This is a genomic window from Spirosoma flavus, from assembly GCF_054778555.1.
This window is the reverse complement of sequence record NZ_BAAGZL010000001.1, coordinates 1,370,530-1,395,464: the sequence shown is the minus strand read 5'-3', so window position 1 is coordinate 1,395,464 and position 24,935 is coordinate 1,370,530. Positions and strand designations below refer to the sequence as shown.

17 protein-coding genes are annotated in these 24,935 nt (G+C 49.4%); 12 read left to right on the top strand and 5 right to left on the bottom strand.

Annotation, left to right across the window (positions count from 1 at the left end):
- Window position 1: 1 nt before the first annotated feature.
- Window positions 2-1,051, bottom strand: coding sequence for a hypothetical protein (locus tag ACYVF1_RS05355; protein ID WP_461076369.1), 1,050 nt, complete (start codon window positions 1,049-1,051; stop codon window positions 2-4).
- Between the two features lie 431 nt (window positions 1,052-1,482).
- On the opposite strand from ACYVF1_RS05355, the gene ACYVF1_RS05350 reads away from it, so the two are divergent.
- The 7 genes from ACYVF1_RS05350 to ACYVF1_RS05320 all read left to right on the top strand — a co-directional run bounded on the left by ACYVF1_RS05350 (window position 1,483) and on the right by ACYVF1_RS05320 (window position 13,801).
- A complete protein-coding gene (locus ACYVF1_RS05350) occupies window positions 1,483-2,652 on the top strand; it encodes a 3-dehydroquinate synthase (RefSeq protein WP_461076367.1) in 1,170 nt (389 codons plus the stop codon).
- Between the two features lie 9 nt (window positions 2,653-2,661).
- Window positions 2,662-3,888 (top strand): metabolite traffic protein EboE, encoded by a 1,227-nt coding sequence (gene eboE / locus ACYVF1_RS05345; protein WP_461076365.1) that lies wholly within the window; start codon window positions 2,662-2,664, stop codon window positions 3,886-3,888.
- A gap of 70 nt (window positions 3,889-3,958) precedes the next feature.
- Complete coding sequence (locus ACYVF1_RS05340) at window positions 3,959-5,344, top strand: alkaline phosphatase family protein (protein ID WP_461076364.1); 1,386 nt, start codon at window positions 3,959-3,961, stop codon at window positions 5,342-5,344.
- Between the two features lie 124 nt (window positions 5,345-5,468).
- Complete coding sequence (locus ACYVF1_RS05335; protein ID WP_461076362.1) at window positions 5,469-6,026, top strand: hypothetical protein; 558 nt, start codon at window positions 5,469-5,471, stop codon at window positions 6,024-6,026.
- An 84-nt stretch (window positions 6,027-6,110) separates the two neighbouring features.
- Window positions 6,111-6,632 carry a hypothetical protein gene (locus tag ACYVF1_RS05330; RefSeq protein WP_461076360.1) on the top strand — a complete coding sequence of 174 codons (522 nt, stop codon included), beginning with the start codon at window positions 6,111-6,113 and terminating at the stop codon, window positions 6,630-6,632.
- Window positions 6,633-6,788: 156 nt separating this feature from the next.
- A complete protein-coding gene (locus tag ACYVF1_RS05325) occupies window positions 6,789-10,874 on the top strand; it encodes a hybrid sensor histidine kinase/response regulator transcription factor (protein ID WP_461076358.1) in 4,086 nt (1,361 codons plus the stop codon).
- A 245-nt stretch (window positions 10,875-11,119) separates the two neighbouring features.
- Entirely contained in the window at window positions 11,120-13,801 is a 2,682-nt protein-coding gene (locus tag ACYVF1_RS05320) for a T9SS type A sorting domain-containing protein (protein ID WP_461076356.1), read from the top strand.
- A gap of 168 nt (window positions 13,802-13,969) precedes the next feature.
- Here the strand turns inward: ACYVF1_RS05320 and ACYVF1_RS05315 are convergent, their stop codons facing one another.
- Complete coding sequence (locus ACYVF1_RS05315; protein WP_461076354.1) at window positions 13,970-14,485, bottom strand: hypothetical protein; 516 nt, start codon at window positions 14,483-14,485, stop codon at window positions 13,970-13,972.
- 123 nt (window positions 14,486-14,608) lie between these two features.
- Between ACYVF1_RS05315 and ACYVF1_RS05310 the strand changes: the two genes are divergently transcribed.
- From ACYVF1_RS05310 to ACYVF1_RS05295, 4 genes are all read left to right on the top strand, one after another.
- Window positions 14,609-16,972 (top strand): penicillin acylase family protein, encoded by a 2,364-nt coding sequence (locus ACYVF1_RS05310; protein WP_461076352.1) that lies wholly within the window; start codon window positions 14,609-14,611, stop codon window positions 16,970-16,972.
- A gap of 89 nt (window positions 16,973-17,061) precedes the next feature.
- Window positions 17,062-18,846 carry an arginine--tRNA ligase gene (argS, locus tag ACYVF1_RS05305; RefSeq protein WP_461076350.1) on the top strand — a complete coding sequence of 595 codons (1,785 nt, stop codon included), beginning with the start codon at window positions 17,062-17,064 and terminating at the stop codon, window positions 18,844-18,846.
- A gap of 140 nt (window positions 18,847-18,986) precedes the next feature.
- Entirely contained in the window at window positions 18,987-19,604 is a 618-nt protein-coding gene (locus tag ACYVF1_RS05300; RefSeq protein WP_461076348.1) for a glutathione peroxidase, read from the top strand.
- 102 nt (window positions 19,605-19,706) lie between these two features.
- Complete coding sequence (locus tag ACYVF1_RS05295) at window positions 19,707-20,600, top strand: 1,4-dihydroxy-2-naphthoate polyprenyltransferase (protein WP_461076346.1); 894 nt, start codon at window positions 19,707-19,709, stop codon at window positions 20,598-20,600.
- Window positions 20,601-20,629: 29 nt separating this feature from the next.
- Here ACYVF1_RS05295 and ACYVF1_RS05290 read toward each other — a convergent pair whose 3' ends face one another.
- The 3 genes from ACYVF1_RS05290 to ACYVF1_RS05280 form a co-directional block, all read right to left on the bottom strand.
- A complete protein-coding gene (locus ACYVF1_RS05290) occupies window positions 20,630-21,160 on the bottom strand; it encodes a Riean_0653 family protein (RefSeq protein ID WP_461076344.1) in 531 nt (176 codons plus the stop codon).
- 50 nt (window positions 21,161-21,210) lie between these two features.
- Entirely contained in the window at window positions 21,211-24,075 is a 2,865-nt protein-coding gene (locus ACYVF1_RS05285; protein ID WP_461076342.1) for a metallophosphoesterase, read from the bottom strand.
- 83 nt (window positions 24,076-24,158) lie between these two features.
- The gene (locus tag ACYVF1_RS05280; RefSeq protein WP_461076340.1) at window positions 24,159-24,563 is read right to left on the bottom strand and encodes a hypothetical protein; all 405 of its coding nucleotides are present in this window, start codon (window positions 24,561-24,563) and stop codon (window positions 24,159-24,161) included.
- A gap of 147 nt (window positions 24,564-24,710) precedes the next feature.
- On the opposite strand from ACYVF1_RS05280, the gene ACYVF1_RS05275 reads away from it, so the two are divergent.
- Entirely contained in the window at window positions 24,711-24,935 is a 225-nt protein-coding gene (locus ACYVF1_RS05275) for a hypothetical protein (protein ID WP_461076338.1), read from the top strand.

Below are 24,935 nucleotides of genomic sequence, written 5' to 3'. Positions count from 1 at the left end.
ACTAGATCCAACTCAATGTGCAACTAGCACAACCACCAGCATCACAATAAACGGCTTTAGCAAAAAGTAAGCTGCCGGAATTTAAAGAACAACCTGAATTACCGCTGTTACATTTGCATTTGTAAACAGTTGCTGCGGCTCTGGCTCCAGTGCTTTTATCATCTCTCATTAGTTCATTCACCAGTGGATCTACGGAGAGCGTAATATTGGTTTGAACGGGAAGCATGATTAACCTGCCAAAGAGATTTACATGTATATACTGATAACTGGAAGGTAAATCGGCAGGCCCAGTACTCTTGTTTAAAGCATCCAAATCATCAACCTGATAGCCTTTAGCAAATGCCACAATCTGCTTGCGTACTTCTTCTAACTGCATCATTGAATGGCTTGGAGAGACTAACGTACTTAACTCTGCTTTACTTGTTACAAAGTGGATGGGTTGATTAAAATTAATGATTTCAGCGGTATTGAATGTTTCCTCTGAAACACCAGTCCTGGCCGAACCGGTAGTCGTCATGTTGCATGCAGTACAATTTTTGGCCGCACAGCCCATGCTTACTTTTCCTCCGAGTGTAGCATAATAAGGGGAACATCCATTTCCTCTAGTGCAGGTACAGGTCACACTACCTCCCGCTGCTGATCTTGCCTTGCCGTCCGTAGTTTGTCCAATTACCTTATACCCATTAGGTAACGTATAGGAAAAACTACTGGGATCATTTTTGATCTTTCTTAAAATGGTACCTGTTGGTAGCGTAAACCCCTGAGTCCCAAATTTTAATTCTTCGGTTAAAGTAATATCATCGTTCTTGCTCTCTTCGCCTAATAGAAGCTTGTCAAATTTTGCTCCATAGCTCAGAATTTGATCACCTGGCTTTAGCGCCTGATCATTTCCTGGCCGGTTGCAACCAACAAGCAGTACCAAGAAAAGGAATGTCAATAACTTTTTCATTATTTTTACTTTGTTTAATGGTAAAACATTGAACTGCCCAAAGCCCTGCGTCCGGTCGCCAAACTGTCGTAGGGCTTTATCATGCCAAATAACATATTTCAAGTATATCTATGTGTAAAATTTTAATACTTATTAAATAATTCATATATATCATATAGATACATATTCGTATTCGATTTCAGGAAAGCACTGCTATTTTACATCAATTTTAAGTTTGATTGCTATCAACTGAAAGATGGGGACTTATCAGTTGTAATGTTTTAGAACAGAAAATTCTTTAAAAAATCACATGTATAAGGTCGAATAGAAGCTTTCTTTCTTTGTATGAAATCTTTCAGTTCGATGAAATAACTCCGGATAGTTGAGTATCTATCGGGGATTATAAAGTTGACTGACGCGTCGGACTGTAGCAAACCTTTCAACTCTACAACATTACAACCCTACAACTTTATAACTTACAATAAGGAACCATTAACGATTCGATTGTATTTTTGAAGGATGAAGGCAATTGGCTAAAGCTGCCTTCATCCGTTATGGACCACTTACAGCAGACCTTTGCCGTTCGGTTTACCTATACTGTCTTCTTCACCGAACAGCTCTTTGATATCAATAACTCACTCTTTGCCGATTTTTTCAGACAGCAAGCTGCCGATAAATTAGCCAAACCCATCTTATTTGTCCTAGACGCTGGCGTGACTAAAACGCATCCGAATCTGGGGGCTTCTATTACTACGTATCTGGCGAAACATACGGCTTTTGCCCCTGAAATTCTGACCGTTCCGGGTGGGGAAGACGCTAAAAACGACCCAGCGCTGGTCGAAAAGATAGTGGATGCCGTGGATCGCTTCGGCATTGACCGACACGCTTACGTGGTAGGCATTGGCGGTGGCTCCGTCCTCGATTTGGTTGGCTACGCAGCAGCTATTTCGCACCGGGGTATTCGCCATATTCGGATTCCGACTACGGTTCTGTCGCAGAATGATTCAGGAGTGGGGGTAAAGAATGGCGTGAATTATCGCCATAAGAAGAATTTCCTGGGCACCTTCGCTCCTCCGGTAGCCGTTTTCAACGATAGCCAATTCCTAACCACGCTTGATGATCGCGACTGGCGTTCGGGTATTTCGGAAGCGGTGAAAGTTGCGCTCATTAAAGACGCTACGTTCTTTAACTGGCTCGAAACCAACGCACAGGCACTCGCTCAACGCGATCGTGAGGCTATGGATTATCTGATCCACCGCTGCGCCGAGTTGCATCTTCAGCACATTGCGAGTGGCGATCCGTTTGAGATGGGTTCGTCGCGGCCACTGGATTTTGGTCACTGGAGCGCCCACAAACTGGAGCAACTCACCAATTTTGACATACGTCATGGCGAGGCCGTTGCTATCGGAATTGCGCTCGATACGCTGTATTCGCAGCAGCTCGGTTGGCTGGATGAAACTGATACAAACCGCATTCTTACTACGTTACGGACGCTGGGTTTCAATCTGTATCATCCGATGCTTGATGCCAACGATAGCGCAGGCCTGCTGAAAGGACTTTCTGAGTTCCGCGAACACCTCGGCGGCCAGTTGACCATTATGCTCCTGGAAGGCGTTGGACGTGGCGTGGAAGTTCATGATATGGATAATGAACGTATCAGGCAGGCCATCGCTACGTTGAAAGAATCGAACGATCTGACATACAACGTACTGGAAACTCTGTAGTCGCTGGTTATGCAAACATCACTTGGTCACCTCGGCTACTGCACCAATATACATGCGGGCGAATCCTGGGAAGCTCATTTTGCGGCCATGCAAAAGGCCATTCCCGAATTAAAAAAACGGCTGTCGCCTGATGCACCCTTTGGCATTGGTTTACGGCTGTCGAACGAAGCGAGTGAAGAGCTGGAGCAGCCCGAAAATCTAATCCAGTTTCAGCACTGGCTGGCCGACAACGACTGTTACGTGTTCACGATGAACGGGTTTCCGTTCGGCGGATTTCATAACACCACTGTAAAAGACCACGTTCATACGCCCGACTGGACCACCGAAGCGCGAGTCGAATACAGCAAACGGCTGTTTCGGATTCTGTCGGTGCTGCTACCCGTCGATGAACTGGGCAATGCCATTCAGGGCGGTGTCTCTACGTCGCCCCTCTCCTACCGGTACTGGTTTGAGTGGGAACAGCCCGCAGCCCGCGATTATATCTTGTCGCAAACGACCCAGAACGTACTGGAAGTGGTTTCAGAACTGGTACGTCTCCACCGACAAACCGACCGGCTGATGCACCTTGATCTGGAACCCGAACCCGACGGCGTCATCGAAACCGCCGACGAGTTTATCGCGTGGTTTACCGACTACCTTCTGCCAATGGGCATCGAGCAATTGACCGAAGAATTTGGTTTGTCAGATGCCGACGCCGAAACCGCCATCTGCGAACATGTTCGGCTATGTTACGACGTTTGCCACTTCGCAGTTGGCTACGAACGCCCCGCCGACGTACTGGATAAGATGAAGGAGTACGGTCTGCGAGTTGGCAAAATACAAATCAGCGCAGCCCTGAAAGCTCAGTTTCCGACTGACTCTGAATCGGATCGGGAAGCTGTACGTCAGGCATTTGCGCAGTTCAATGAGCCAACATATCTGCACCAGGTGGTTGCCCGCACTACGTCGGACGAGCTGCTACGTTTCCGGGATTTGCCCGAAGCACTAGCGGCTTTTAACGAGAATCATGCTGAATGGCGATCTCACTTCCACGTACCGATTTTTATAGCCGACTACGGCGTTCTCCAATCCACGCAGGATGATATTCGGGAAGTGCTACGTTTGCAATCGGAGCGCCGATTCACCAACCAGCTCGAAGTCGAAACCTACACGTGGGGCGTATTACCCGACGATCTAAAAAAAGACATTGTTGATTCGATTGAACGTGAAATGAAATCGGTGATAAGCTATGTATGATGTAGAATACATGTATGCTTAATCCATACTATATCTTACATCCTATTTCATACATTACTAACCTGGAGATATGAAAAAAACCGTAGTACTAGACGTAGTGGGGCTGTCTTACTCGCTGATTGGCGAGCATACGCCTTTCTTGAAACAGTGGTTCGCCGGTAAACACCAGGCGACAATTGACCCCATGCTTCCCGCCGTTACTACGTCGGTGCAATCGACATACGTAACAGGCAAATGGCCCAGCGAAACGGGAATCGTTGGCAATGGCTGGTATGACCGGACCGACTCCGAAGTGAAGTTCTGGAAACAGTCGAATAAGTTGGTTGGTGGCGAAAAAATATGGGAACGAGCGAAAAAGATCAATCCGAATTTCACCGTTTCGAAAATGTTCTGGTGGTACAACATGTACTCCACTGCCGATTTTTCGGCTACGCCCCGCCCGCAGTACCCATCCGACGGGATGAAAATTGCCGATTGTTACACGCACCCCGGTGACCTCCGCGACAAGCTTCAGAAAGAACTTGGTACGTTCCCGCTGTTCCAGTTCTGGGGGCCGGCGACGACGATTAAAAGCAGTCGATGGATTGCCGATGCGTCGATGCTGGTCGATCAGTGGCACAACCCAACGCTCACGCTGATTTACCTGCCGCATCTGGATTATTGCGTTCAAAAATTTGGGCAGGATTTCGCGAAAATTGGTAATGATCTACGCGAAATCGACGACGTTTGCCGCGACCTGATCCAGCATTACGAGAAGCAAAACGCCGAGGTGATTGTGTTGTCAGAATACGGCATTACCAACGTATCAAAACCCATTCACATCAACCGGATACTACGGGAAGCGGGCATGATACGTTACCGCGAAGAACGTGGATTAGAAGTTTTCGACGGGGGAGCATCGCCCGCTTTCGCTACGCCCGATCACCAGATTGCGCACGTGTATATCAACGACCCATCTGTTTATAACAAAGTACGGTCATTACTCGAAAAAACGCCCGGTATTGAGTTGGTACTGGACAAAGAACAGCAGAAAAAGTACCACATCGATCACGAACGCTCCGGCGATTTTGTGGTAATGGCCGATGCCAACAGTTGGTTTACGTATTACTACTGGCTCGATGATGCCCGTGCCCCGGATTACGCGCGGTTGGTAGCCATTCACCAGAAACCCGGCTACGACCCCGTCGAGATGTTCATGGATCAGACCAACCCGTTAATAAAGCTAAAGGCGGGCTATAAACTGGGTCGAAAACTGCTCGGTTTCCGCTACCTGATGAACGTGATTTCGCTGGATGCTACGTTGGTCAAAGGCTCGCACGGGCGGATAGGTGTACCAACCGAGCATCACCCGGTTTTTGTGAGCAGTCAGAACGTAGGGAAGTCGCTGACGGCCACCCAGGTGTACGACAAAATCTGGGATATACTAGCTGTTGAATCGCTAAAAAAACAGTTGTAAAGTTGTAGGGTTATAGAGTTGTAAAGTTGCGGTTCTCCGCCGGGACTCACGCACACGTATTGTTCTGGCGTTAACCAACTTTACAACTTTTGATTATTTGCAGGAAAGCTTTTAATTTAAAACCATGAAAGCCCTGATCGCCGTCCTTCTGCTATTTACAGCCTGTAAATCAACCCGGCCACTAAGCGTGGATGCCCCCGCCGATGGAGCCGAATACTACCAGGTCAGCCAGCCGCTGGCTTCCTTTCAGCAGCGGCTCTACCCCGATCCACAGGGTGGACTAGGGCATTCGCAGGACCCGGATATTCGCGTAACAGATATCCGGTTGACGGCTAGCTATACGGTGCTGTACATGACCTACGGAAAAAACCCGAACGACCGCGATAATAATTACTACGGCAGCAGCAGTATTTCATTCAACCCAAAAGCGCTGTTAGCCTCAGCCGATGGAAAGCGGACGTTTAAACTCCTGAAAACAGAGGGTATTCCCACGACCCCAGATTCGCGCGAGATCAAAAACAGCGAAATCGTGCCGTTCATTCTGTATTTCGAGCGGCTGGACGATGGCATCGAACAGTTCGATTTGTTCGAATGCAAGAGCGATAACTACAATTCCTGCTTCAACGTATCGGGGATGAACATCCGTAATTCATCCCAATCGACCAGTCAGAATCCCCGCTAATCTCATCTTTTCTGATCATATATACACCGAATCAGGATATCTGACGTTAAAAGGTAGAGTATGCTTACCTAGTTACGTTTGATTATGTCTTTTATTGCTCCATTTCGTCGATTGACTCGTTTTCGTTTTTTCCCGGTTTTTGTTGTTTTCTGCCTGCTTTTTAGTGTCATTACGCTTGCCCAGATTAACCTCACCCATCGCCTGTTGAAAGGCTACTCACTCAGCAGCGATACCCGTATTACCAAAGGTAAACCTACGTTATTCGTCTTCGAACAAGCCGAGGATTTTGAGAAGGTATTTGCAGTAGATGCGACCGCTCCCCCGGCCAAAAAGAACGTACCAAATTTCACCAAAGAAACCGCTATCGGCGTCGTACTCCCATCGACCAACAAACCACCGAAGCTATCGGTCAGCCGGGTGTTCGTACAGGATTCGACCCTAACGATACGGTACATTAAGATGACCGACACTACGTTGACGAAAAACCCATTGCCATCGCCCGTTTCGCCTACGTTGTTGTTCGCCATTCCGAAGCAAACTGTCCTGAAAACCCGGCTCATCGAAAATGGAAAGGTCGTGCATGTCGTAAAAAAACAGGACGATTAAACAGACCATAAATCCGCCTATTTTTACGTATTGGTTAGGAAGACCATCCGTCTAACAGTCAATACGTTGGCAGCTATTCGCTGGCTGACTTGCTAATCATGAGAATTTAGAGAATCCTCTCTTTCTTGTTGATGAGCTAAATCGGTTGCCAGCGTTATGGTACGTTTTTCCTTGGTGTTGCTTCTGTTGATTCCCTACCTGCCGGGATTCAGCCAGCCCAATCAGGCTAGCCGAACGAACGTAACAGCGCCCGTCGGAAAGCCAATTGTCAACCAGTTCGAACATCTGTCCGTAAAAGATGGGCTATCTGACAACTCGGTCAATTGCATTTTGCAGGATCGGGAAGGATTCATGTGGTTCGGCACAAACGACGGGCTGAACAAATACGACGGCTACACCTTTACCGTACTCAAATCAAACCCGAACGACCCGCAGCATAGTTTTCAAAATGATATACTATCGGGGTTGTGCGAAGACCACGCCAACCGATTGTGGGCCGTAACGCAGGGAGGTTTGCATGAGATCAATAAACAGACTGGACAAGTCATCCCGCATCCGATACGTTCGGTACGTAACGCCGATTTGTGGAATTTCCAGCATTCGGTTTTAGAAGATAGTCGTCACGTATTGTGGGTCAGCTCGTTAGCAGGGCTAGCTCGGTATGAACCTCAGAAACACCATTTTACACTTTTCCCGGTTCCTGCCCCTGACGCTACGTTAAAAACCGTATTCGAAGATCCACAACATCGGCTTTGGGTCGGTACGTACCGGGGTTTGTATCTGTTCGACCGCGAAACGGGTCGTTATACATTGGTGCCTGCACCGGTGCCCGCGAGCGATTTTCAGCCTACGTTTATTGCTTTTCACCTCGACGCCCAACAGGTGCTCTGGATGGCAACCTCCACGCCGGGTTACGGTCTGTTCCGGCTCGACCTGAACCGGCAGCCCTGGCAACTGGAGCCTTATAATCCGAACGGCCACATCAATCCATTCACGTTTCTGAATTCACTACGTAGTGACGCCAACGGTATTTTATGGATGGCCACTACGACGGGCTTACAACGTATCGACCCGCTACGTAATCAGGTTTTTACGTATCGCCCAAATCCAAACGAGCCCAAAGGAATCAGCAGCAGCACGGCACAGACGGTCTACATTGATCGGGTAGGCACGCTCTGGGTAGGTACGGACAACGGTATCGACCGGCAGGACATGAGCGATAAGCCGTTTGTTACGTATCAGGTACGTCCGAACAAAGGCACGGCGAACTTACTTGAGAATAAGGCAGTTGCGTTGTTGCCCGATAAAAATGGCGGTTTCTGGACTACCAATGGTTACACCGTCTACCGACCACGTAACAGTCAGGTAGCCGAGCCTATTCCGCCCGAAATGCTGGGCTTTACCAGTACGTACAAAAATTACACCCAATCACTCGCGGCAGATGGGCAAAATGGTGTCTGGTTAGGAACCTGGCTGGGTTTGTACCACTTCGATGGTGCAACGGGACGTTTCAGTAGTTACCCGGCCGAGGTGCCTGTCGAATACATGAGCTGGGGACCAACGGGCGAATTGTGGGTAGGCGGATATATCGCGCCCGAGTCTGGAATTGCCGCCTTTAATCCGAAAACACACCGATATCGGTATTATAAATTTGACCCAACCGATAAAAATGGTCTGCCCGATCAATACGTCCATGGCCTGCTCGCTAGTCGAAACGGCGATGTCTGGATACCGTTCCGAAAACAGGGCATTGCTCGACTGAATACTCAAACCGGCCGTTTTACCCATTATCTGGCCGGTTCAGAAAGTGGGTTAAATAATAACGCGGTTCTTACGGTTTACGAAGACGAATCAGGAACGATTTGGGTCGGAACGCAGCAGGGAGGCATTAACCGGTTCGATGCTAAAACAGAGCATTTTTCAGCTTTCACCATCAGTGATGGGCTGCCAAGTAATAACATCGTCGGCATTACCAGCGACCAGTCAGGTAATCTCTGGATAAGCACCGACAAAGGTCTTTGCCGGTTCGACCCACGAACGAAACGAGTGCGTAATTATCAGATAACGAATGGATTGCCTAGTAACGACTTTCTCAAAAATGCCGTTTACAAACAACAGGACCGACTTTTTTTTGGAACACTGAACGGCGTCGTCCATTTCAATCCCGACAGCATTCACGATGATACGCGCCCGTTGCCAGTACAAATTACCGAGTTGAAAGTGCATGACCAGCTCCGACCGATAACAGTCTCTGGCGTTACGTTAGCCTATAATGAAAACTTTTTATCCTTCAGCTTTGCGGCTCTGACCTTCACCCAGGCTCAGCAGAATAAGTATGCGTATCAGCTCGTTGGCGTCGATGAAGACTGGATTCAGAACGGAACGCGCCATTTTGCCAACTACACCAATTTGCCACCCGGTGACTATACATTTCGGGTAAAAGCGGCCAACAGCGACGGTACCTGGACCGAGAATGAAGCTGCTGTTCAGATCATTATCCGACCGCCGTGGTGGGCTACGTGGTGGGCTTATAGTTTGTATGCGCTTCTGTTCGTGGGACTTATCTGGGGATTGATACGTTTCTATCTAAATCGACTCAGCCAGCAACAGGAACTGGAACTGAACCGTCGGGAAGCCGAACAACTCAAAACCGTAGATGAACTAAAAACGCGGTTTTTCTCGAACATCACGCACGAATTTCGGACGCCCCTTTCGCTTATCATTTCGCCGGTTGAAAAACTGCTTCAGGACAGTCGTTTCGATACATCGACCCGGCAAACGCTGGGATTGATGAAACGTAACGCCGATCAGTTGCTCAAACTTATCAACCAACTTCTCGATCTCTCGAAGCTGGAAGCCGGGCGGCTGGACGTATCGTTGATGCGCGGAGAAGCTGTCGAATTTGTAGCGCACGTAGTAGAATCGTTTCGGCAAGTGACTGAGCAGAAGGACGTAACGCTGACGCTCCACACCGAACGTAGCACTCACGATTGCCTGTTCGATGCCGATAAGTGGGAGAAAATCCTGACTAATCTACTGGCGAATGCGATAAAGTTTACGGGTAAAGGCGGGAACGTAGCGGTTTCGTTGTCGCCCAACGCTACGTCGCCAGAGGGTGAAATTGCTGATTTTATCATAACCATCAAGGACTCAGGCATTGGTATTTCAGCTGAAAATCTTCCGCATATTTTCGACCGGTTTTATCAGGTCGATACGTCCCGTACGCGTGCTTATGAAGGTACGGGCATCGGGCTAGCGCTGGTGAAAGAGTTGGTGGAGTTGGTTGGCGGCTCGATTAACGTAGCGAGCCAGCCTGATGTGGGTACTACGTTCACGGTAACCCTGCCTGTCAAGCCTATATCGACTAATCAGGGAGCGCCATACGTAGTGCTATCAGTTCATGAACCAACTATTACTGAACAACCGTTAACTCCGGTCATCTCTGCTACGTCTGAACAGCCCTCTGGCGAAAAAAGTCAGGCTCCTCTGCTGTTGATTGTGGAGGATAATGACGAACTGCGGGAATTTCTGGCGGGAGAACTGGCTACGTCCTACCAGATTCTGCGGGCAACCGATGGCGAAGCAGGCTGGCAACTCGCCCAAACCGAACTGCCCGACATTGTTATTTCCGACGTAATGATGCCCCGAATGGACGGCTATGCCTTAACCCGCCAGATCAAACAACACCCTGACACAAACCATATTGCGGTCGTTTTGCTTACAGCGAAAGCAGCGCATCAGAGTAAACTTGAAGGCTTGCAGGAGGGTGCCGACGATTACCTGGCCAAACCGTTTCACTTGGACGAATTGCAGTTACGGCTCCGTAATCTGCTCTCGCACCGCGAAAAATTACAGCAGCAATACCGCCTGCATTTAGCGCAGCCCGATACGTCGCAATCGCCCAACGTAGTGCAGGATATTTTCCTTCGCCGGGTCTACGAGTTGCTGGACAAACACCTGACTGATACGTCGCTCAATGTCGATTGGCTGGCTGATGAGCTGGCTATGAGCCGAAAAACGCTTTATCGAAAAATTCATAACTTAATTCAGTTATCGCCCAACGAACTGATACGTCAATATCGGCTACGTAAAGCAGCCGACCTTTTGCGGCAGGGGCATACCGTCGCTGAGACGGCCTATCAGGTTGGCTTCCGAACGCCTTCTTACTTTACCATCGTTTTCAAGGATTTTTACCAGAAAACGCCCCGCGAATTTATAGCCTCGGGGCTCACCAAAGCCTGAAGGGAATTATAAAGTTGTAGGGTTACAGGGTTGTAAAGTTGGCTGGCGCATCAGGAACCCTACAACTTTATAACTCCTTTACATCAAATCCCGCTTCGACTTATAAACCTGACTCTATTGCTTTCAATTTGGGGACTCTCAGCCGTGTTCTGAAAAAATCTGCTGGTCAATGACTTACCTTCGACAGCCCAACCCGATTAACGGTTGGGCTGTCGAATACAACAGCCATACTAAACTTCTATGCCATGAAAAAGAACTATTTATCAGTAGCAAAAGGCGTCTGGCTGGCCCTACTTGGTTTGGGGTTAGCGGTGGGGCGACAGGCAGGGGCGCAATCCATCCCAGATGCCCAATGGAGTAGAATTGGAACAGCAGTAGCCATCTCAGCCGACGGAAACGTTGTTGTATCGGACGAAATGGCTCAGGTCATCAAGTACGACTTGCAGGGTAATCAGGTCTGGCGTACGGGGCCATTACCGGGGGCATCCTACATTGCCGGTAAGCTTCCTACTAACTGTCCATGTGTGGGTGGATACGCCGTTGTTACAACTATTGATCAGCTGGCTTCTTTACCGAATGGATCGATTATGCTGGCGGGACAAGAATGGGGTGGAGCCGGGATACATAATACCATAAATGCATCGGGGGCAGCCCCGGGGGCTTCGCAATACGGAGGTGCTAAGGAAGACATGATAAACACGCCCGACGGTGGAACGGTATACCTGAACACCCTCTCCCCGTCAGCTACCAAAACTATGGTTTCCATCCAGAGAACAGGGGCAACTAGCTGGAGCTGGGCACTTGCCTACCCAGCGGCTAATCCTGACCAGAGCGTCACCAAAGGGGAAGCCGTGTTAAATACGCCCGACGGCGGTTTCCTGGTTGTGGGCTATCACAACACAACGGGCGCTGTTCAGGATCTGAATAATGGTACGTCACTGGATAATACCGGCTGGATAGCCAAACTTGATGGCCAAGGAAATGTGATCTGGCAGAAGCTGTTGAGCGCGCTGCCCGTTACCAATACCAGCAATGGTCCTGTGGGGAATTCAGTTGTTCGAATGCTTACTATCAATGATGTCATCCCGGCCGCCGATGGAAACGGCTATGCGCTGGTTGGAACGGCGCTTACGCCAAGCTCTCACCAACCGGCAACGGCCGTAACCGCTTTGGTTGAAGTCGACTGGAACGGCAATTTTAAACGCGCCAGAAGCGTCAATCCACAGCCAACCGAAGCTTTTATTACGTCTTATACAGACCCGAATGGCGGCAATTACTACGTAGTGGGCAATACGTCCCGCGTTGACGGGGCCGATCCGCAGGTTACAAAAGTGAGTACGGCCAACGTCGGTCCGAGCGATCCGGGGTTGTTTGCGGTTATCGCTCAACGGACGTTCGATGGCCCATCGGATGGTTTTTTGAAAGGAATTACGCGGGCGGGAGATGGTAGTTTAGTACTAATCAGTTCTAATCTTCAGGTAATTAAGTTGAAGGTAGAAACACCGCCAACCGTTTATCCACTTCAGATGATTGCGCCATCTTATAATTGCCCAACCGGCCAGATTACGTTCAATGTGGCTGGTGGAGATGGCACAGCCGTTACGTTCATTGCGCCTGGCATCCAGCGCGATTCGCCAACCGATCGCTTCGGCGTTGTGGAACCCGGACTACGTAACGATCCCAAAGTTGTTACGATTACGGCTATACAGGGCGGAGCGCGTGTGAGCGTTGATTTTGATTTAAAAGCCACCTGCTCTCCTACTGGCCTGTTGCCCCCTCGTCTGAATCAGTCCATTCCCAATGCGACTTTTCAGGTTGGCGAATCGGTTTACATCCCGATTGGGACGTATTTCTCCGATCCGAACTTCGGCAGCAGCCCAAACTATCGGTCTAACTGGAACATTTCTGCCAATGGCTTACCACCAGGTCTGGGACTCTCTTCCAAGATTTCTGAACTTCCGTTCACACCAGCCGTCGTCTTGGTCGGCACCGCCAGTACCGCAGGGATTTATGAGGTTAGAGTCTCAGCCTCAACAACCGGAGGTGCGACCAGCGCTACGTTCAGAATTACGGTTTCAACAACAAATCAGCCACCCACACCCCCAAGTGGTACGTTCGCCCTGACCCAGCCTACATATAACTGCCAGACGGGAGCTATTACGTTCAACGTCTCAGGGAGCGATGGTTCACCCATTACGTTCATGGCCCCCGGCATCTCCCGCGCTTCGGTCACCGACAATTTCGGCACTGTTGAAGTGGGCCTACGTAACGATCCAAAACCCATAACCGTTACAGCCATGCAGAGCGGCAAAACCACTACGTACACGTTCGACTTTGGCGCATACTGTAGTGGCAACCCGCCCACTCCCCCAACACCACCCACACCTCCAACTGGAAGTTCGCTTAGCTTGCTGGCACCCACATACGACTGTGCCACAGGTGCTTTCCGCTTCAACGCCACCGGGGGCGACGGTACTACGATTGAGTACTTCGCCCCCGGCATCACCGGCTGGACTACCAACCCCAACCAGTTCGTAGATAAGGACAGCAGAACCGCCAGTGACGTAGCACCCTTCAACTTGATGGCGCGTCAGAGTGGCGTAACGGTGAGCTACGTCTGGAATTTGAAATCGGTCTGCAACCGGGCGCGGGCAGGGGTAACAGAACCTGGTCCGAAACTACAGGTGCGCGTATTGGGCAACCCCGTGACAGGTCCATCAGCTGAGCTGGAAATTAACGGAGTAGAAGGTCAATCGATGCAGTGGTCATTGATTAGCCAGCAGGGAACTGTATTGCACGAGCAACGTATCAGTCAGGCGGGGGCACAGGAGCAGGTGCAGGTGCCGCTCAACAACCTCAACGGGCTGTTTCTGATACGTATCCAAACGGCTCGCGAACAGCAGACGGTTCGAGTGATAAAGCCTTAGATTGTTGTGACGCAGTGATTCATGGATGCAGAGCGATACACAGAGGTTCTGTTTCCTACTGACAAACCGGCAAATTCCGTAAAGCAAGAAGCAGGTTAAACCCAAATGTGAGTCATAATCTTTATACTGATAGAAGATTATGACTCACATTTGGGTTTAGCCTGAACTTCAGTAACTCGCCTGGAATGTCTGTACATCAACAATTTTTCCAGTAATGATGTGGTCAACAAGCAGACGCTTGAGGATGCTTCGGGGCGGTACTTGTTCGCCATAGCTTGGATTGGAAGCAATGATCGCTTTCCAGAACGACTCGCCAGTCTTAGCCGACACCATTTCGGCATTGTACTCATAAGGAGTACTACTATACTGACTAGACTGCCCCCGTTGAACCAGCTCAAGCGTTAAAATGACATCACTCTGACAATCCGCTACTTTTTTGCGAATAGCCTCATCCGGATTATCAAACGATAGTGGGCTGATAGCCAGCGTGCAGGTTTCGTAGCCTGTCGGAAACTGTCGGGCAAAGTTTTGAACGTAAGAGGCCGGTGCATTCCGTAACTTGGTTACAATCAGGACGCGCTGAAAGGAAGGAATCGCTTCTGACTTGCTGTTCGACTGAATAGTTACACAACCCACCAGGTTCGTTAGCATGCCTACGAAAAACCAGCTGTAAAACGTTTTCATAACTGCATTTCGTTGATTTTTCTACACTAAAGTAATTGCTTAATAACAAGCATCTTGTTAAATGCTTATTAAAGTTCCTGAATTCAGATTGTTGACTATATTACCAGAAAATAGATCAACGCTATGCTGCGACTGCCTTCTCTGATAACGCTCTTTTTTCCCCTTTTCTGTTACTCACAATCACCGCAATCGCTACGTACGCCCGGCCTTCAGCAACCTGTTGATATCATTCGTGATCGGTGGGGCGTCAATCATATCTACGCCAAAAACGAACACGATTTATTTTTTGCGCAGGGCTATTCGGCCGCCCGCGACCGGCTTTTTCAGCTCGAAATCTGGCGTCGGCAGGCGACCGGCACTGTGGCGGAACTACTGGGGCCAGAGGAAATCAAACGGGATATTGGTACACGGCTGTTCAAGTTTCGGGGCAATATGACGCAGGAGTTGACTCATTACCACCCGCATGGACCACAGATCGTTCGGGCGTTTGTGGATGGCATTAACGCCTACATTGCCGAGGTTCTGAAAACGCCCGAAAAATTGCCATTCGAATTCGGCGTTCTCAAAACGAAACCGCAGCCCTGGACACCAGAGGTTGTTATCAGTCGGCATCAAGGCATATTCGGAAACATTCGCGACGAATTGAAATACGGGCAGTTAGTGAAACTGATTGGCGCCGAGAAACTCCGCGAACTGGAATGGTTTCACCCGACAACTAAACCCACCGAACCCGATTTGACGCTGCACCTAAACGGCGACGAATTGTTTCAACCCATTCTGGAGTTATACGAGGCATTTCGGCTCCCGCTGAAATTTCAGGGCCAGGCCACCAAAGCCGACGAAGACGCCAGTAATCGCTCAAAACAGTCCATCGACGATTGGTGGAATGCCGAAAAACAGTACGTTGGCTCGAACAACTGGGTGATTTCGGGCAATAAATCGGCTAGTGGATATCCCATGCTGGCCAACGATCCGCACCGGGCGCAGTCGACGCCTTCGCTACGTTACTGGGCTCACCTGAACGCGCCAGGTTGGAACGTAATAGGTGCGGGCGAGCCGACGCTGCCGGGCATTTCCATCGGCCATAACGATTTCGGTGCGTGGGGATTGACTATTTTCGAGACTGATAACGAAGACCTCTACGTATACGAAACCAATCCGGCCAATCCGAATCAGTACAAATACAAAGGCAGCTGGCAGACGATGACCACACTGACCGAACGTATCGCGGTGAAGGGCGGGCAGCCTGTTACTGCTACGTTGAAATACACGCGACACGGGCCAGTTGTGTTCGAAGACAAAGTTCGTCATAAGGCGTATGCTGTCCGGGCGGGTTCGCGAGAGAAAGGCACGGCTCCTTATCTGGCTAGTCTACGGATGAATCAGGCCCGTAACTGGACCGAATTTCGGCAGGCTTGCACATTCAGCCGAGTGCCGGGCGAAAACATGATCTGGGCTGACAGAACGGGCACCATTGGCTGGCAAAGCGTTGGATTAGCACCTATTCGGAAAAATTTCAGTGGTCTAGTGCCCGTTCCCGGCGACGGGCGTTTTGAGTGGGGTGGCTATTTGCCTATTCAGCAGTTGCCCAGCAAGTTGAATCCGACCGAAGGCTTTATTGCGACAGCCAACAATAACCTCACTCCGCCTAATTTTCCGTACCGAAACGCCGTCGGCTGGACCTGGTCACTACCTACCCGGGCTCATCGCATCGAAGAAGTATTGGCGAACGGTACGCGTAAAACGATGAGCGATTTCTCGGCCTTACAGGCTGATTACCTGTCGATTCCGGCGCGTACGTTGGTACCGTTGTTCCAGAATCTGGCTTCGTCTAATAACCAGACCGAACAGGCGCTGAACTACCTACGTCGTTGGGATTATAAACTGGAGCCCAATTCCGTTGCAGCCGCTATTTACGTAGCGTGGGAGGGGCATTTAAAAAAGACAGTTTACGAAAAAATGGTCCCGGATAAAGCCAGGCCTTATCTGAAATCCCTTCCCTCAAAACGTGTCTTCGATGCCGTACAGGTGCCAACTCCCGACCGCGATACGTTGCTGCTGGGGTGTCTCGACCGGGCCGTTGCCGAACTGAATGCTCGGTTAGGCAACGACATGAACGACTGGAGTTATGGCCAACGAAAAAATAAACACATCACCCTTACCCACCCTTTGAGTAAAATGGTCGATGCGGCCATGCGCAAGAAAATAAACCTTGGCCCTGCCATCCGGGGTGGTTACGGCGAAACCGTCAATGCAACGGGGGCGGATTTAAACCAGGCGCATGGCGCTTCGTTTCGTATTCTGATCGATACGGAAAACTGGGATAAAACACTAGGAATTAACAGCCCCGGCCAATCTGGAAACCCCGACGATCCGCATTACGGTGATCTGTTTCCACTCTGGGTCGAAAATGGTTATTTCCCGGTCTTTTTCTCAAAGGAAAAAATCCAGACAGTCGCTGAATCGACTACGCGTTTAGAGCCTTAACGTAACACATCCTCTTTTCCCACGCTACATCCTGCGACATTTCGTACTTTTGCACCACGAAACTGCTTTTTACGTAGTGTCGTCATCGGATGGATATTCAGGAAGAGTTAAAAGTTGCCATTAAAACGGCCATCACCGAACTGTATCAGCAGGAAATCGGTGAGGTTGCCTTACAGCCTACCAAAAAAGAATTCGAGGGACTGTATACGTTCGTTACGTTCCCACTAACCAAGATTCTCCGCCAGAATCCCGCGCAAATCGGTCAGTCGATAGGTGCATGGCTGGTCGATAACAGTCTGGTTGTTAGCCGCTTCAACGTAGTACAGGGGTTTCTGAACCTCAGTATTGCCGATTCTGCCTGGATTACAGTGCTGAACGACATGGCTACCGACGTAGCATTCGGTAAGTTACCCGCTAAAAATCAGTCAGTAATGGTTGAGTTTTCGTCACCGAACACCAACAAACCGCTGCACCTGGGCCATTTGCGGAATAACTTTCTGGGCGATTCGGTGAGCCGGATTCTGGCTGCTAACGGATACGACGTAGTGAAAGCCTGCATCGTTAACGACCGGGGCGTACATATCTGCAAATCGATGCTGGCGTACAAAATGTTTGGCAATGGCGAGACGCCTGAATCGGCTGGTATGAAAGGCGACCACCTGATTGGCAAATACTACGTTCTGTTCGATAAAGCGTATAAGGCGCAGGTCGAAGAAATGGTAGCGCAGGGTACGCCCAAAGAAGAGGCCGAAAAGCAGGCCCCTCTGATGCAGGAAGTGCAGCAAATGCTACGTCTCTGGGAACAGGGCGATGCCGAAACGGTGGCGCTCTGGCGTAAACTGAACGATTGGGTGTACGAAGGTTTCGACGCTACGTATCAGAAAATCGGCGTTAGTTTCGACAAGACGTACTACGAATCGAATACGTATTTACTTGGAAAAGAAATCGTTGAAGAAGGTATTCAAAAGGGCATTTTCTACAAAAAGCCGGATAGTTCGGTCTGGATTGATTTAACCGAGGAAGGACTGGACCAGAAATTGGTGCTACGTTCCGATGGTACGTCGGTATACATGACGCAAGACCTCGGTACCACCGATTTGAAATTTCAGGATTTTCATAACGACCGTCAGATTTGGGTGGTCGGCAACGAGCAGGACTATCATTTTAACGTATTGTTCGCCATACTACGTCGGTTAGGCCGTCCGTATGCCAGCAACCTGTATCACCTGTCGTACGGAATGGTCGATTTGCCAACGGGCAAGATGAAATCGCGCGAAGGAACCGTGGTTGATGCCGACGATCTGATTCAGGAAACCACCGAAGCGGCTGCTACAGCTGCCGACGAAGCCGCCAAAGGAAAGCTCGACGAATTCAGCGAAGCCGAAAAATCAGCCCTGTTCACTACGTTAGGACTGGGTGCGCTGAAATATTATCTGCTGAAGGTTGATCCGCAGAAACGGATGCAGTTCAATCCAGCCGAATCGGTTGATTTACACGGCAATACGGGACCGTATATTCAGTACGTTCACGCCCGAATTCAGTCGGTGCTACGCAAAGCTGCCGAGGCCGATATATTGACTGATAAGCCAGTAGAGGCAACTGAATTTGACGAAATTGAGCAGCAATTAATATTCCTGCTGAGCCAATATCCGCAACGGGTTGAAGAAGCCGGCACTGACTACGCGCCTTCGTATCTGGCGCAGTATGCGTATGAGTTGGCCAAAACGTTTAACCAGTTTTACGACAAACTATCGATTCTGAAAGAGACCGATTCCGCGAAGCTGCACACGCGTTTGGTTTTGGCCAAAGTTGTTGGGGAAACTATTCGGAAAGCAATGGGTTTATTGGGAATAGACGTTCCTGATAAAATGTAATTAAATTGTTCAGTCTCAGCCGATAAAAGCTACCATTTTCGCTTTACATTTGGTGATGGCAACGTTAAGGCATCATAAATCCAACGTCGCTTGCATAACGTATTTAGATTTGCAGTTAACTTTTGACCAAACAACCAACCATGAAAAAGAATTTTGTGTTTACCCTGACGGCGCTTGCGTCTGTATTTATGTTATCTAGTTTTATTTCATTCTCAACGCTGAAAGGACTTTTGTTTGGCGGGAATGCAGCTATTTCGGCACCAGCCGATGCCAAAGCACCCACCAAAACGCTGTATGATTTCACAGTGAAGTCGATTGATGGTAAAGCCGTGTCACTGAGTGGCTTCAAAGGCAAAAAGGTGGTCATTCTGAACGTAGCATCGAAATGCGGTTTCACACCACAATACGCTGATTGGGAGAAATTCTACAAAGAGCACGGCAGCAAAATCGTTGTATTAGGTTTCCCAGCCAACAATTTCAAAAGTCAGGAACCCGGCTCTAACGAAGAAATTGCTACGTTCTGCCAGAAAAACTACGGTGTTACGTTCCCGATGTTCGAGAAAGTATCTGTACTGGGCGACGACCAGGCTCCGCTTTACAAATGGCTGACAACTAAAGAAATGAACGGATGGAACGAGCAGGCTCCTACCTGGAATTTCTGTAAATACGTAATTAACGAAGAAGGCAAACTGACCAATTTCTTCGGTTCGAAAGTGAAACCCGAAGACGAAGAGTTCAAGAAAGCCGTTGGAATTTAATTAGCGAAAGAGCGAAAGAGTGAATGAGCGAAAGAACCTGTCGGCCAATTTGTTTCCGGATGGTTTCGCTCATTCACTCTTTCGCTCTTTCACTCTTTGATTATGAAAAATTGGATTGCCGCTGCCCGGCCGCGTACGTTGCCGCTTTCGCTGGCCAGCATTATTTTGGGTAGTTTTCTGGCAGCTGCCAGTGGTCGGTTTAGCTGGCCGATTGCTTTACTGGCCGTTCTCACCACGATTTTCCTGCAAATACTTTCCAATTTCGCCAACGATTATGGCGACGCCGTTTCGGGGAAAGACACCGAACTTCGGGTTGGGCCACGTCGGGCAGTGGCTACCGGCGATATCACTAAAGAATCCATGCTTCGGGGCATTGTGATTACGAGTGTTCTGGCGCTGATTAGCGGTATTGGGCTGCTGGTGGTTGCCTTTCGGGACGCCGGTGCAGAACTGTTCTGGTTTTTTCTAATTATTGGTTTGTTAAGTATTGCGGCTGCTATCGGCTACACCAACGGCAAACGGCCCTATGGTTACGCTGGATTTGGGGATATTGCTGTACTCATTTTCTTTGGCTGGGTGGGCGTATTAGGTACTTATTTTTTACATACCCTCTCGTTTGATCCACTGTTGTTACTTCCCGCTACAAGTGTTGGCTTGTTTGCAACGGGCGTTCTTAACGTCAACAACATCCGCGATATTGAAACCGATACGATGACCGGCAAAAAGTCGATTCCGGCTCGAATCGGTTTGCTTTTGGCGATTCGTTACCACTGGGGATTATTATTAACGGGTATGTTCTGCGCCCTGATTTATTCCTTCCTGACCGATGCAGCCTGGGTCAGCTATCTGTATCTTCTTGCCTTTCCGCTCTTCCTACTGAACGGCCGCGCGGTGGCAACGCATAAGCGCCCCGTTGAACTCAACGCACGCCTGGGCCAACTGGCTCTTTCTACGCTATTGTTTGTTATACTGTTTGGCGTGGGCCAATTACTGTAAAGAAACAGGCTCGTTCTGGCAAAGCTTCGCTACAGCTTGTCCATATTGATATCGAACCGGCCCTCGGTAACTCGCACAATATCCTTGCTGACAGGATATTGCCCATTGAATTCGAAAGTTCCCGATACAATTCGATTGATTGTATCCAGCCGCGTGATCACTACTTTCCCCGGATTCGCTTCCATCGACGTAAAAATCCTGGATTGATTATCGTAGTATACAGCGAAAGGGTCATCATACAGATTTTTCAACCTGTTAGTACCCATCACGCCTTTGGGCAGCGATAATTGAACGCGGTCTTTGGTGCTGGCATTCGTGTGAATGAATAAATAGAACGTAGTGGGACTTAACTGCCTGTATTCTACCTCGATTGCCTTAGCAGCTGGTCCCTGATCGTTACGAATGCCGTTGGCAATCCAAACCTTACCGTTGATTTTGCAGCCAAACGTATTAAGACCGTCCGTCGTCGGTGCTGGCAGGGCGTCTTCTGTAGGCTTACAGCTGGCAACGATAAAAAATACGCCTGCTACCAGCAACCACGATTTCAGAAAATAATGCATACAGCAGAAAGTTATCTTCTAATAATCAGACCAATGCGTAATCGATACGTTTACTGCTTCACGATTTTACGCGTCAGCATTTCCTGGCCGACTTGGATCGTAAGTAAATACGTCCCTGTAACGTCAGGCATTTGAATGGATTCCGTCAAGGAAGAAACGGGGCCAAACGGCTTCTGATAAACCGATCGTCCCTGCAAGTCGCGCATATGCAGCGTTACGTCCTTTTTCTGGACCAGCGTGAGTTCAATCCGCAATACGTCATGCGTAGGATTCGGGTAAATCCATACTTGTCCACCAGCAAATTTTTCAGCTTCGGTCGGTATCACTACCGTTATAGCGGCCTGCCCGGATGTGGTTCCTTTACCGCAGCTGTTTTCAACACTCGCCACCGAATACGTAGTAGTTTGAGCGGGTCGAACGCGGAGTTCGGTTGGTGTAACGCTGCTCACAAAGTTAGTTCCGTCGGAGAGGCTGCCCTGCCACGGCGCTTCACCTGTAAACGCCAACGAAAGCGAAGCAGTCTGCCCCTGCAATACGGACGTCGATCCTGTCAACGTAGCGGTTGGCAAGGTCTTAATGGTAAACGGATCGCTCGGAACCAGTTGTGTATTTGAAACACTACGCGGACGAATCCGAATCCGATAACCAGAACCAGCCGGTATGTTAGCTGGAATCGTGGCCCTGAGTCCAGTCGACATGCCTGTACCGACCAGATTATCGTTAGGAAAATTGCCGGTTGCATCCGAAAGCAATACGTCGTATTGCCAGTTTTCAGGCTGATACGCATTTTCGAGAACCGCCGTTACGTCGAAACTACCCCCAACGCAAACCGTTGCAGCGGTTCTGGCTGTCACTTTTGGCAGCAGATAATTGACGGCAACCTGTCCCGACGACGTTCCTTTACCACAGGCATTTTCAAGGCTGGCAACGGAATAGGACGTAGTGGCGGTAACCTGGATAGGAACTATAGCAGGACTAGCGGTGGCTGAAAAAGTAACCCCATTTGATAACGTACCGGTCCAGGGGCCATCGCCCGTAAGGGTTATGGTTAATGACGCTGGCTGGCCCTGTAATACCGTCGCCGGGCCTGCCAGCGTGGCCGTTGGTGGGGCTTTGATTGCAAACACATCACTGGCTACAAGATCGGCGTAGGGAATACCTCGCGGACGAACCCGCACCCGATAACCAGTTCCAACGGAAAGTCCGGCCGGAAGCGTCGCCTTTAACGTAGCGAGCGGCCCAGAACCCACGATCCGCTCTGTCGTAAAATTTCCCGACGCGTCGGAAAGCAGAATATCATACTGCCAGCCAGCAGCTTTGGTCGTATTCTCGGGTGTAGCTGTAACGCTGAACGTACTACCCGCACAAATTGACGAGGTGACGCCGGTTTTGGCGGTTAAACGGGGCGGAGGCAGCACTGTTACGTTAAACTGGTCAACTAAACACCGCTGTCCATCTGAAACGGTAATCGGGAAAGCTCCTTCTTTATCAGCAACGTAGCGAAACGTACGCTCCGATGACCCGCCTGGCCATCGGTAATCGCCTATCCAAGAGGCTGAAAATTGTAACGTATCGGCAAATTCGGTGGTTAGGGCAATGGTTTTATTCGCATTTTTCATCATGGTAAATCGATCCTGAATAGAACCATTCGCCGTTAGAAACTGCGCATCCAGCCGATTATCCGTTACGTCGATCAACATGGAACCGCCAACCGTTACGTTGTTATAAACGGTAGCCGGGTGCGGAAAATCGGGCGAGTTTCCACCCAGTTGCCCCCCTGATCCATTCACTATATACACTGTACCCTGGCCTTTCGTCAGAATCGGGCATGAATTAGGTGAGCCATCGTAACGCCCCGTCGTATTCTCGATGAGGTGTCTACCTTTATCATAGGAATTGGCAAGTCCACGTAAATCTTTTATGCGATACGTTCGTTCATAGCCGTGACTATGCCCGCTTATTACCAAATCCACCCCATAACGTTCCAGAATAGGCGTCAGGTTTTCGCGCAGGAGCCGCATCGACTCTTCTGTGTCCGAATTGTGTCCTCCTTTGCTGTAGGGCGGATGGTGGAAAATGACAATTGTCCAGGGCAGTTTATTCGCAGCCAGATCGCGCTTTAGCCACTGCACCTGGGTAGTCGTGGTATCATACAGCCGAAACTGCCCATTCTCACGTCCCTGCGAATCGAGCGAGATGAGGTGAACACTACCGTAATCGGCTGAGAAATAAGACTTTGATCCTGAAGGCACCCCACCAGCTTCACCATTTTGCGGAAATGAAAACAGGTTGTAGTAGGGAATGTTAAAATTCACCTCACTGTCAGAGTAATCATGGTTCCCGGGCGTCGGAAAGATGGGCAGACTCCGAAGCGTTGGCGCATAAAACGAAAATACGGCCGAATTGTACTCAGCTTCCTGTCCGTAGTTATAGGCATTATCGCCCAGCCATACCCACACATCAGCACGTTTATTGATGGTGGCATCCAGATAAGATTTATAAACGTTTTTCTGGTTTTCGGTAGGTACACCAAAATCGCCAAGTACCCAGAACCGAACGGGACGCTTATCGCCCGGAACGGGAGCTGTTTTAACGTAGTAATCGTCGCCTGCTCCTAGTTGTTTTTCGTCGTACCCAACAGCGTAAACGTAGCGCGTGGAAGGCTGTAGGCCCGTTATTGTCAGATTATGTTCAGTTCCTGTTTGAGATTCGCTCTGATTGCCGGTAAGCTGATTTGACTGCAAACCATACCATATTCGTCCTTTGGTGGGCTGATCAGTTTGCCAGCGAACGACAACCGAAGTTGGCGTAAGTACCTGCAGATAAGGGCCCCTCGTTATTTTCGCATCCTGCGCATAAACAATCCGAACAAAAATCAGGAAGTAAAAAACAATTACAAAACGTGTGGATTTCATGTGGTTATCAAAGAGATTACCACAAAAATACAGACCTCGGTCAGAACATCCTATATTACCCCAATATTATGTGGGCCGTTACCTTACCGGCTGACGGTGAGCAGCGAACGGTGCATTCGGAGGAGGTAACGTACCGGCCAGTCGTTTTTGTTATATGATTCGAGTTGGCTGGTTTTGAGCAGTAATATCCGTTCGATACGTCGTCTCTCATCGGCCGGGAGCGTTTTCATTCGCGAAGGCATATCGTCTAAAACCTGGCTTAATTGAATGCTGGCTGTGGATGGCAGGGCAAAAAGCGACGCCAGCCGTTCGACGTCCGACAATTTCCAAAGGTCTGGTTTGGCGCGACGATTCCGGATGGCATTCCCGCTGAGGCCAATCGAAATTCCTAATTGTTCATCATTGAGTGAGCACTCTCGCAACCGCCACATAACGGCCTGATAATTATTGACAAATGAGTGCAGCGTTGTGCGTAAATAATCGATCAAAGTCGTACAAGATTTAAAGTGAACGTAGCATTCGTCCCTACCAAATGGCTTACACCCTTGCGCGATTTCGTGCTACGCAGCTATGCCCGCAGGGTAATCAGGGAAAATGACTACAGGAATAACTAGCCTTATACAACATTCATGCCGTTGCACAATTTTCTTGAGTCGTTTGTGCTTATTGTGGACATGGAAGGCCCCGACAGGCTCTGGCTGTCGGAGTTGCCGGATGGTCTGGTTAGTCGCTTTCGCAACTCCGACAGCCAGAGCCTGTCGGGGCCTTCAGCATTACCAACAAACAAAAAAGGGCACCTCCCAAACTTGAGAGATGCCTTTTTAAACGTTACGTTCACAATGAAACGTAATGAACGTTAA

Coding starts and splice junctions, on each gene's coding strand:
- ACYVF1_RS05350 (WP_461076367.1), top strand. CDS start 1,483: ATGGACCACTTACAGCAGACCTTTGCCGTTCGGTTTACCTATACTGTC.
- eboE (WP_461076365.1), top strand. CDS start 2,662: ATGCAAACATCACTTGGTCACCTCGGCTACTGCACCAATATACATGCG.
- ACYVF1_RS05340 (WP_461076364.1), top strand. CDS start 3,959: ATGAAAAAAACCGTAGTACTAGACGTAGTGGGGCTGTCTTACTCGCTG.
- ACYVF1_RS05335 (WP_461076362.1), top strand. CDS start 5,469: ATGAAAGCCCTGATCGCCGTCCTTCTGCTATTTACAGCCTGTAAATCA.
- ACYVF1_RS05330 (WP_461076360.1), top strand. CDS start 6,111: ATGTCTTTTATTGCTCCATTTCGTCGATTGACTCGTTTTCGTTTTTTC.
- ACYVF1_RS05325 (WP_461076358.1), top strand. CDS start 6,789: ATGGTACGTTTTTCCTTGGTGTTGCTTCTGTTGATTCCCTACCTGCCG.
- ACYVF1_RS05320 (WP_461076356.1), top strand. CDS start 11,120: ATGAAAAAGAACTATTTATCAGTAGCAAAAGGCGTCTGGCTGGCCCTA.
- ACYVF1_RS05315 (WP_461076354.1), bottom strand. CDS start 14,485: ATGAAAACGTTTTACAGCTGGTTTTTCGTAGGCATGCTAACGAACCTG.
- ACYVF1_RS05310 (WP_461076352.1), top strand. CDS start 14,609: ATGCTGCGACTGCCTTCTCTGATAACGCTCTTTTTTCCCCTTTTCTGT.
- argS (WP_461076350.1), top strand. CDS start 17,062: ATGGATATTCAGGAAGAGTTAAAAGTTGCCATTAAAACGGCCATCACC.
- ACYVF1_RS05300 (WP_461076348.1), top strand. CDS start 18,987: ATGAAAAAGAATTTTGTGTTTACCCTGACGGCGCTTGCGTCTGTATTT.
- ACYVF1_RS05295 (WP_461076346.1), top strand. CDS start 19,707: ATGAAAAATTGGATTGCCGCTGCCCGGCCGCGTACGTTGCCGCTTTCG.
- ACYVF1_RS05290 (WP_461076344.1), bottom strand. CDS start 21,160: ATGCATTATTTTCTGAAATCGTGGTTGCTGGTAGCAGGCGTATTTTTT.
- ACYVF1_RS05285 (WP_461076342.1), bottom strand. CDS start 24,075: ATGAAATCCACACGTTTTGTAATTGTTTTTTACTTCCTGATTTTTGTT.